Origin of the sequence: Mesorhizobium sp. M7A.F.Ca.CA.004.04.2.1 (assembly GCF_004022825.1) — a bacterium.
Taxonomy (GTDB): domain Bacteria; phylum Pseudomonadota; class Alphaproteobacteria; order Rhizobiales; family Rhizobiaceae; genus Mesorhizobium.
In genome coordinates, this window is sequence record NZ_RZPH01000164.1 from 1 (window position 1) to 8,491 (window position 8,491).

General features: G+C 62.0%; 10 protein-coding genes. 5 read left to right on the forward strand and 5 right to left on the reverse strand.

Annotated elements, in window-relative coordinates; all coding sequences use genetic code 11:
• On the forward strand, window positions 1-1,088 hold a 1,088-nt coding region (locus tag EN893_RS10205; RefSeq protein WP_128361524.1), incomplete at its 5' end, for a response regulator.
• Between the two features lie 19 nt (window positions 1,089-1,107).
• On the opposite strand, the gene EN893_RS10210 is transcribed toward EN893_RS10205, so the two are convergent.
• The 4 genes from EN893_RS10210 to EN893_RS10225 all read right to left on the reverse strand — a co-directional run bounded on the left by EN893_RS10210 (window position 1,108) and on the right by EN893_RS10225 (window position 4,635).
• Window positions 1,108-1,887: a Stf0 family sulfotransferase gene (locus EN893_RS10210; RefSeq protein ID WP_236383230.1), complete on the reverse strand. Its 780-nt coding sequence runs from the start codon at window positions 1,885-1,887 to the stop codon at window positions 1,108-1,110.
• Window positions 1,888-2,010: 123 nt separating this feature from the next.
• A complete protein-coding gene (locus EN893_RS10215; protein ID WP_127267513.1) occupies window positions 2,011-2,865 on the reverse strand; it encodes a lytic transglycosylase domain-containing protein in 855 nt (284 codons plus the stop codon).
• Window positions 2,866-2,870: 5 nt separating this feature from the next.
• A complete protein-coding gene (ispG, locus tag EN893_RS10220) occupies window positions 2,871-4,121 on the reverse strand; it encodes a flavodoxin-dependent (E)-4-hydroxy-3-methylbut-2-enyl-diphosphate synthase (RefSeq protein ID WP_164748833.1) in 1,251 nt (416 codons plus the stop codon).
• A gap of 334 nt (window positions 4,122-4,455) precedes the next feature.
• Entirely contained in the window at window positions 4,456-4,635 is a 180-nt protein-coding gene (locus tag EN893_RS10225) for a YdcH family protein (protein WP_013529217.1), read from the reverse strand.
• A 239-nt stretch (window positions 4,636-4,874) separates the two neighbouring features.
• On the opposite strand from EN893_RS10225, the gene EN893_RS10230 reads away from it, so the two are divergent.
• Entirely contained in the window at window positions 4,875-5,078 is a 204-nt protein-coding gene (locus tag EN893_RS10230; RefSeq protein WP_013529216.1) for a DUF465 domain-containing protein, read from the forward strand.
• 24 nt (window positions 5,079-5,102) lie between these two features.
• On the opposite strand, the gene EN893_RS10235 is transcribed toward EN893_RS10230, so the two are convergent.
• The gene (locus EN893_RS10235) at window positions 5,103-5,891 is read right to left on the reverse strand and encodes an IclR family transcriptional regulator (RefSeq protein ID WP_127267515.1); all 789 of its coding nucleotides are present in this window, start codon (window positions 5,889-5,891) and stop codon (window positions 5,103-5,105) included.
• A gap of 127 nt (window positions 5,892-6,018) precedes the next feature.
• On the opposite strand from EN893_RS10235, the gene EN893_RS10240 reads away from it, so the two are divergent.
• The 3 genes from EN893_RS10240 to EN893_RS10250 all read left to right on the forward strand — a co-directional run bounded on the left by EN893_RS10240 (window position 6,019) and on the right by EN893_RS10250 (window position 8,389).
• Window positions 6,019-6,900, forward strand: coding sequence for a transporter substrate-binding domain-containing protein (locus tag EN893_RS10240; RefSeq protein ID WP_127267516.1), 882 nt, complete (start codon window positions 6,019-6,021; stop codon window positions 6,898-6,900).
• A gap of 171 nt (window positions 6,901-7,071) precedes the next feature.
• Window positions 7,072-7,737: an amino acid ABC transporter permease gene (locus tag EN893_RS10245; RefSeq protein ID WP_127267517.1), complete on the forward strand. Its 666-nt coding sequence runs from the start codon at window positions 7,072-7,074 to the stop codon at window positions 7,735-7,737.
• 1 nt (window position 7,738) lies between these two features.
• On the forward strand, window positions 7,739-8,389 hold the full coding sequence (locus EN893_RS10250; RefSeq protein WP_127267518.1) for an amino acid ABC transporter permease: 651 nt from the start codon (window positions 7,739-7,741) through the stop codon (window positions 8,387-8,389).
• The last annotated feature ends 102 nt before the right edge of the window (window positions 8,390-8,491 follow it).

Genomic DNA, 8,491 nt, shown 5'->3' on the forward strand with positions numbered 1-8,491 from the left:
GCCATGAGGGCACGGGGCTGGGCTTGGCCATCGCCGCCCGCCTCGTCGACCTGATGGCAGGCAAGATCGGCGTCGAAAGCGAGATCGGCCGTGGCTCCGTGTTCTGGTTCGCTGTGCCGCTGCCCGCGCATCAGGCCGCGGCGCGCGACGAGATCGTGCCGGTCGACGTCACCGGCGCGCGCGTGCTGGTCATCGACGACAATCCGGTCAACCGCGAAATCCTGCTCGAGCAGCTCAGAAGCTGGAGCTTCGACTGTGCCGCCGCCGAAAGCGGCGCCGTCGGCCTGGCCTTCCTCGACCGCGCCTTTCAACTCGGCGCCGCCGTCGACTGCATCATCCTCGACTACCAGATGCCGGGCATGAACGGCGCCGACGTCGCCAGAGCCATTGCTTCCGACAGCCGCCTGTCGGCCATCCCGATCGTTATCCTGACCTCGGTCGACCAGGTCGATTTCGGCAAGATGATCATCGACTTCGGCATTGCCGCGCATCTGACCAAACCGGCGCGCTCCGCGGTGCTGCTCGGCACCGTCATCTCGGTGATTCAGAAGGCCCGTTCGCAGGTCGGCAAGGCGCGGTTCGTCCGCGAACCGATCGTGCAGGCTTCCCTGGCAGCGCCGCCCGCCTTCACCGTCATCCGCGGCCCGGCAATGCCGGTCGCGGCAGCGCCGGAATCGACAACCGCGCCGAACGGACCGATCGACATCCTCATTGCCGAGGACAATGACGTGAACCAGTTGGTCTTCGGCCAGATCCTCAATGGGTTGGGCTTGAGCTACCGTATCGCCGGCAATGGCCGCACGGCGGTCGAAATGTACCGGGCGCTGCGCCCCAAGCTGATCCTGATGGACGTTTCGATGCCCGAAATGAACGGCTACGAGGCGACCCGCGCCATCCGGGCGATGGAGGTCTCGACGGGCGCCCACATCCCGATCATCGGCGTCACCGCGCACGCGCTGAAGGGCGATCGCGACAAGTGCATCGATTCAGGCATGGACGACTATCTGCCGAAGCCCGTTTCGCCCGACCGCCTAGGCACCAAGATCGGCACCTGGCTCAGCGAGACCGTCGTGGCCAAGACCGCCTGACTGCATCCATGAGGATGCGTCAGACGGCGGCAGCCTCCAGACGATAGCGGCGCATCCAGTCGAGGCTTGTCGCGTCAGCAAGCTTTGCAACGCCGGGGCTTACATCCTCCTCGTCAGGTGCTGGGACTCCCAGGGCTTCGCAGATGCCTAGCAACGTCGCAGCCGGATTGCCTGAAAGGCGCTCATAGCCGACGCGCAGCGGGGATATGCCTTGCTCTGCGAACCAAATGTTCCAGGCCGCGTCATAGGTCTCGAGTTCCGTGACCTCTCGTTTGATACGCTCGAAATCATATTGGGGCTCTTTCGGCGGTGCGACCCTTTCGATCTCGGTGCCATCGGGAGCGATATGCCAAAGACCGGTCTGCTCCGCCTTGATCAGGGAGACAGCCTGCGCGAGCTTGTTCTCCCGCGAGAGGTGTATGTAGAGGACGCGGCCAAAGGCCTTTTCAAGACGCGCTCTGTCCGACTGCAGTTTCGGGAAAATCCGGTCGAGGGTTGCCGAGAGTTCATCCAGATTTTCGCGCATCAAGCGAAGGCCGAAGAGGCCGGTCCCACCCTTGCCGGCAGCGATCGCCGCGTTGAGATAGGCGACATTGAAGTCGAGCTCACTCATCGTGTCGCGATCGGGCAGCTTCCACTCTTCAGCCCACTCCAGCACATCCTGCCGCCGATAGAATGAGTGCGGATCGCCAGTCGTCTTCGTGGATGCCAGAAGCTTGCACAGCAGCGTGCTACCGGTCCTCGGCGTGCCGCAGATGATGTATCCATCGAACATGTTGAGGCCCATGCTGCTCGTCAAAGACAGGGCCGCCGCCCAGTAAGGATGGCGGCCGCTATAGCTGAAATCTTTGCTGGATGCGACGTCACGGCTATCGCTTTTAAATGCCTCTCTCGGACAAACACCATGCCGGCAGCGGCCAAATTACCGGTTGCGCACCACCACGCACGCCCCACCGACACTTTGCAATTTCTGGCAAATAACGTTGGCATCGGCGCGGCGGTCGACACCGATCCTGACCGCGTAGATGCCGCGCCGGCCGATCGGCGTGCGCACCCGGCTGACCACCGGATCATGCCCGTTGAGCAGGGCCGGGAACCGGCTCCTTACCCTGACCCACTGGTTGATCGCGGCGCTGCGGCGAAAATTGCCGGCCACTTGGATGCCCCATGGCTTTATGTTGATCGAAGCCATGGCCACCGTCCGCGACATGATCACCGGCAGTTTTCGGCAAGCGACGGCAAAATCCGTCTTTGCGTCGAGCGGCTCGACCCTTCCGGCATAGGCCCGGTCGGTGAACTTGTCGGCTGGTTCGCCCATGATGTCTAAGACATAGCTTTCGGTTTCCATCGGCAGGAAACCGCCGGAGCTGAGCCAGCGCGACACCCGGCTCTCGCCGGCATTGTAGGCGGCGGCGGCCAGGCCGAGATTGCCGTAGCCGGTTTTCATTTCGGCCAGATATCTGGCCGAAGCCGGAATCGCCTGGTTGATGTCGAAGGAATTGGCGAGCCCGCGCATCTTGGCGGTGCCCGGCATGAACTGGGCAATGCCTTCGGCACCGACCGGACTGACGGCGTTGGGATCGAAACGGCTTTCCTTCCAGATCAGCCGGGCGAAGAAATCCCTGGACAGGCCGTTCTGGTCGGCATGCGCCTGGATCAGATTGCAGACCTTGTCGATCAGCCGCTGCTTGGCGGATTGCGGCGGATCGGCCTGCACAAGGGTCGACCAGGTCAGCCCGTACAGCAGGATCAGCGCTGCCCAAAGGAAACGCTGCATCGGTTCTACTCGGCCGCGGCCTTGCCGCGACCGAACCGTTGCTCGATATAGTCGGCGACCATTTTCTCGAAATCCGCGGCGATCGACGGCCCGCGCAGCGTCGCCGCCTTTTTGCCGTCGACGAAGACAGGCGCCGTCGGCATTTCGCCCGTGCCGGGCAGCGAAATGCCGATGTCGGCATGCTTGGACTCGCCAGGGCCGTTGACGATGCAACCCATCACCGCGACCTTGAGGTTCTCGACGCCGGGGTATTTGTCGCGCCACACGGGCATGTTCTTCCTGAGATCGGCCTGGATGTTCTGGGCGAGTTCCTGGAACACGGTGGAGGTGGTGCGGCCGCAGCCGGGGCAAGCGGCAACAATCGGCACGAACTGCCTGAACCCCATGGTTTGCAGCAATTCCTGTGACACCTGCACCTCGCGCGTGCGGTCGCCGTTCGGCTCCGGTGTCAGCGAGATGCGGATGGTGTCGCCGATGCCTTGCTGGAGCAGGATGCCCATGGCGGCCGACGAAGCGACGATGCCCTTCGAGCCCATGCCGGCTTCGGTCAGGCCGAGATGCAGCGCATGATTGGAGCGGGTGGCGAGCTCGGTATAGACGGCGATCAGGTCCTGCACGCCGCTGACCTTGGCCGACAGGATGATTTTCTCGCGGCCAAGGCCGATCTCTTCCGCCATCTCGGCCGACAGGATCGCCGACTGCACGATCGCCTCGCGCATCACCTCCTGCGCGGTCAGCGGAAAACCCTTGTCCTGGTTGTCGTCCATCAGCCGGGTCAAAAGCTCCTGGTCGAGCGAGCCCCAGTTGACACCGATGCGCACCGGCTTGTCATGCCTGATCGCCATCTCGACGATATCGGCGAACTGGCGGTCCTTCTTGTCCTTGAAGCCGACATTGCCCGGATTGATGCGGTATTTGGCCAGCGCCTCGGCGCAGGCCGGATGATCGGCCAAAAGCTTGTGGCCGATATAGTGGAAATCGCCGACCAGCGGCACGTTGATACCAAGCCGCTGAAGCCGCTCATGAATGCGCGGCACGGCGGCGGCGCTCTCGTCGCGATCGACGGTGATGCGCACGATCTCCGAGCCGGCCCGGTGCAGCGCTGCGACCTGCGCAACCGTCTGGTCGATATCGGCCGTATCGGTGTTGGTCATCGATTGGACGATAACGGGCGCGCCGCCGCCGACGACCACGCCGCCGACATCGACGCCGACCGACGTGCGGCGGGGGAAAGGAGAGGAAAAATATCCGGTCATGCCGGCAGCCTTTTGTCTCTGGAGCATCTTGTGTCCTGCATGGACGCACAACGACGCCCCGGGCCGATGCGCTGAGGTCCGGGCATGAGGTGGAGGAGCAAAGATGGCTTGTCAATGGCGACAGGTCGCCACTGGCCGGAATCGCCCGCCGCCGGCGACCAGAAACAATCGATGATCTGGCGAAACGGGCGACGGCCGAAGCGGAGATTGAGCCGGGTGCAAGTCCAGCTTCGGCTGACAGACCGGTGCTGGAAAATCAAAACCCTCCACGCCGGCGGCGGGGTGCCGCCGGGAAAAGAGGCCGCGGATATTGGGCGGCTATGTCAGGAGGGCGTCAATGCGTGGTCGGTTTGCCTCTTAGTTTTTCAATCTCGTCCTTGAGTGCCAGCTTGCGTCGCTTGAGATTCACGATTTCGAGGTCGTCGACCGATGGATGATTCATCGCGTCATCGATTTCACGTTCGATGTCGCCGTGTTTCCGCTGCAACTCATCAAGATGGGATGCAAGAGACATGATTGGTTCTCCCTTTCATGGTTTTCCTCGATTGCAACCGTCACGGCGCGTCCACCGCAGGTTCGCTTCTGTGACGGCACGGTGACAGTGTGTCACCTTCCGCGGGCGATGTCGAATGATCCGTGGTAGCATTCCACGACACCTTGAAATGTGATATGGGCTGCACGCCGGTGACAAAACACCCGGTCCCGCCCAATCAGGCCCAGTTTTGGGCGCCGCAGACGTGCAGACGGTAGAGAATGTCCGATCAGGAACAGGCCGATATTCGCCTCGAATTTTCCCGCCTGAAGCAGGAACACGCCGATTTCGATGCCGCCATCAACGCGATGATCGCCATGGCCTGCGATCCGCTGCAGATCCAGCGCATGAAGAAGAAGAAGCTGTTCCTCAAGGATCGGCTGATGGCGCTGGAAGACAAGATCATTCCCGACATTATTGCATGAACTGGCATTCGCTCGTTCGCATGCCTAGGCTGCGATCGAAAGTCTCGCGGCACGATCACGCAGCAGGCCGATAAGTTCGCCGGTCCGCTCCTCGGACGTATCGATGGGGACCACCAGGCACATGGTCGCCTCGACCTTGCCCGGCGCTGAAAACACCGGCGCGGCAAGGCACTTCGTATAGGCATCGACAAGGCCCGAAGTGACGCAATAGCCGGTGACCTGCGCTTTTGCGATGTCGGCGACGAAATCGTCGAGCCGCAGTTTGCGCCCGTCGGGCAGCACGAGATCGTCGTCCGACACCATGCCTTCGATCTCAGCCTTCTCCAGCCCCGCCAGAAGCAGCCGCCCCGAGGCCGTCCAGGGCAGCGGTATCTGCAAGCCGGTGGCGGAACTGATGCGGAACGGCCTGGTGCCGGGACTCGCATGGACGATCGTATAGCGGCCGCTCTGCAGCATGCACAGTTCGGAAGTCTCGCCGGTCTCGCGCGACAGATTGTCGACCTCCTGGCGCCCCCGCCTCAACAGGTCGTTGCCCCGCACATAGTCCATTCCGTAGAGATAGAGCTTCTTGCCGAAATAGACGCGATTGCCGTCGCCTTCCATTTCCAGCAGTCCCGCATCGACCAGCGACCGCACCAGCGTATAGGTCGTCGAACGGGGCGCGTGCACGCCCTTGGCAAGGTCGCCAATGCCGATCGCGCGCTGGGTCGTGTGAAGAAACTCCAGAATCTCGAGCACCCGGTTGAGCCCCTTTTCACGGGAGCCCGAAATCTTCTCGCCGGCTGAAAGTGCCGAGGCATTGCCATCTTGCATTGTTGATTCCCGGTGTTAGTATCTGTCCTGTACAGGATACACACGTCTCTTGTAAGAGACAATCGCTTCGACGTCACTGACGCGTGTATTGCCTGTGCAAGGGGAACACAAACGAAAGGAGGTCGCCGTGAACGACACATCCGGAAGACGTGATTTTCTGAAATTGGGAATGGCGGGACTGGCCACGGCCGGCGTCGTGGGTGCGGCGGTAGCCGTCGATGCCCAGAAGGCCGCTGCTCAGGCAGCACCCGACAGCCTGCTGCGCACCGTGCTCGATCGCGGCAAGCTGATCGTCGGTACCGGCAGCACCAATGCGCCGTGGCACTTCGAGAACGATGCCGGCGAACTCGTCGGCATGGACATCACCATGGGACGCATTCTTGCCAAGGGCCTTTTCGACGATCCGACCAAGGTCGAGTTCGTGATGCAGGATCCGGCACAGCGCATCCCCAACGTCACCACCAACAAGGTCGACATCACCATTCAGTTCATGACGATGAGCGCCCAGCGCTCGCAGCTGGTCAATTTTTCCCGGCCTTACTATGTCGAGGGCGTCGCCCTGCTGAGCCTTCCGACCGCCGAGAACAAGACCTTCGACAAGCTGCTTGCCGGCGGCTCGGCGACACGCGTCTCCATCCTGCAGAATGTCGATGCCGAGGCGCAGGTGCATTCGGTGCTGCCCGAGTGCCAGGTTATGCAGATCGATACCCAGGCCAACGTGCTGCAGGCACTGGAATCGAAACGCGTCGACGCCGCTGCCGTCGATCTGTCCACGGTGCGCTGGCTCGCCTCGCGCAATCCGGACAGATATTTCGACGCCGGCAAGAGCTGGCTGAGCATGCTTTATGGCGCGGCACTCCGGCAAGGCGACCTTGACTGGCTGACCTTCGTCAACGCGACCTTCACCATCGCCATGTTCGGCCACGAAAACGCACTCTACGATGCCGCCTTCAAGGACTATTTCGGACAGGAGCCGCCGGCGCGCCATCCCGGCTTCCCAGCCATCTGACCTGCATCGGGCGGAAGGGCGTATCCAGCGCCCTTCCGCCTCCCTAGAGCAATTCCAGGAAAAGTGTGAAACGGTTTTCGTCCGGAATTGCGTCAAAACAAAGAGTTAGAGCGGGTCGCCGTTTCCGTGAAACGGTGAACCGCTCTAAGCCTGCGGCACTGAGGCGGACGCATGGGCTATGCCCTTAATTTCAACCTGATCTGGCGGCACTTCGACAAGCTGTGGGGCGGACTGCTGCTCAGTCTCGAACTCGCCGTCATATCGATCGCCATCGGCATCGTCATCGGCCTGGTTCTGGCGGTCTGGTATGTGTCTGCCGGACGCATCGTGCGCACCATCATCGCCGCCTACGTCGAATTCATCCGCAACGTGCCGCTGATCCTGCTCGTCTACCTCGTCTTCTACGGCTTGCCGACAGTGGTCGATATCGCCTACAGCGCGCCGACCTCGTTCGTCGTCACGCTGTCGCTCTATAGCGGCGCCTATTTGGTCGAGGTGTTTCGCTCCGGGCTCGAAGCCGTTCCGCGCGGACAGCTGGACGCCGGCAAGGCAATCGGCCTGACACCCTGGCAAAGGCTGCTCAACGTGCGCCTGCCGACCATGCTGCGCATCACCTTGCCGGCATTGTCCAACACCTTCATATCGCTGTTCAAGGACACCTCCGTCGCGTCGGTCATTTCGGTGCCGGAGCTGACCTATGGCGCCCAGTGGATCAACTTCAACACCTTCCGCATCGTCGAGGTCTATCTCGTGGTCACGGCGATGTATCTGGTGACCGGCTACATCTTGCTTTTTGCGCTTCGGCTTGTCGAGCGCCGGTTCAGGGCGGCGCGCTGATATGCTGACCCAGATCGCCTATGCCTTACCTTTCCTCGCCCAGGGCTTTGCGCTGACACTGTGGGTATCCCTGCTGGTCGTGGTATTTTCGCTGATTGCCGGCGTGATCATGGGCGTCGGTCTCGTCTATGGCCCGGTGCCGTTGCAATGGGCCGTGCGCATCTTCAGCGACACCATCCGCGGCATCCCGATCCTGGTGCTCATCTTCTTTGTCTATTACGGACTGCCGGCCATCGGGCTTCATCTGCCGTCGTTCTGGGCCGCCGTGCTGGCGCTGACCCTGTTCAAGACAGCCCAGGTCGTAGAATATTTCAGAGGCGCTGTCGGCTCCATTCCGAAAGGGCAGTCCGAGGCGGCGATGGCGATCGGGCTGACCTTTCGACAGCGGCTCGCCTACGTCATCTTCCCACAGGCGTTCAGGCGCTTCCTGCCGCCCTGGATCAACGGCGTCACCGATGCGGTCAAGGGCAGCGCGCTGGTATCGCTGCTCGGCATCACCGACCTGATGCAGGCCATCAACCAGGTCATCGGCCGCACCTATGAGGCCATGCCGCTCTATATTCTCGGCGCGCTCATCTACTTCGCGGTCAACTATGCCCTTTCGCTCGCCAGCCGGCGGCTCGAGCGGCGTTTCTCCTTCATCCGGGAATAGCAATGTCCACAAGTCCGAAAAACACCCCGGCCCTTCTCGACGTCCAGGACGTTTCCAAAGCCTTTGGGACCGTCCAGGTCCTGCGTTCGGTCAGCCTGCAGG

Coding starts and splice junctions, on each gene's coding strand:
- EN893_RS10215 (WP_127267513.1), bottom strand. CDS start 2,865: ATGCAGCGTTTCCTTTGGGCAGCGCTGATCCTGCTGTACGGGCTGACC.
- ispG (WP_164748833.1), bottom strand. CDS start 4,121: ATGACCGGATATTTTTCCTCTCCTTTCCCCCGCCGCACGTCGGTCGGC.
- EN893_RS10225 (WP_013529217.1), bottom strand. CDS start 4,635: ATGTCTCTTGCATCCCATCTTGATGAGTTGCAGCGGAAACACGGCGAC.
- EN893_RS10230 (WP_013529216.1), top strand. CDS start 4,875: ATGTCCGATCAGGAACAGGCCGATATTCGCCTCGAATTTTCCCGCCTG.
- EN893_RS10235 (WP_127267515.1), bottom strand. CDS start 5,891: ATGCAAGATGGCAATGCCTCGGCACTTTCAGCCGGCGAGAAGATTTCG.
- EN893_RS10245 (WP_127267517.1), top strand. CDS start 7,072: ATGGGCTATGCCCTTAATTTCAACCTGATCTGGCGGCACTTCGACAAG.
- EN893_RS10250 (WP_127267518.1), top strand. CDS start 7,739: ATGCTGACCCAGATCGCCTATGCCTTACCTTTCCTCGCCCAGGGCTTT.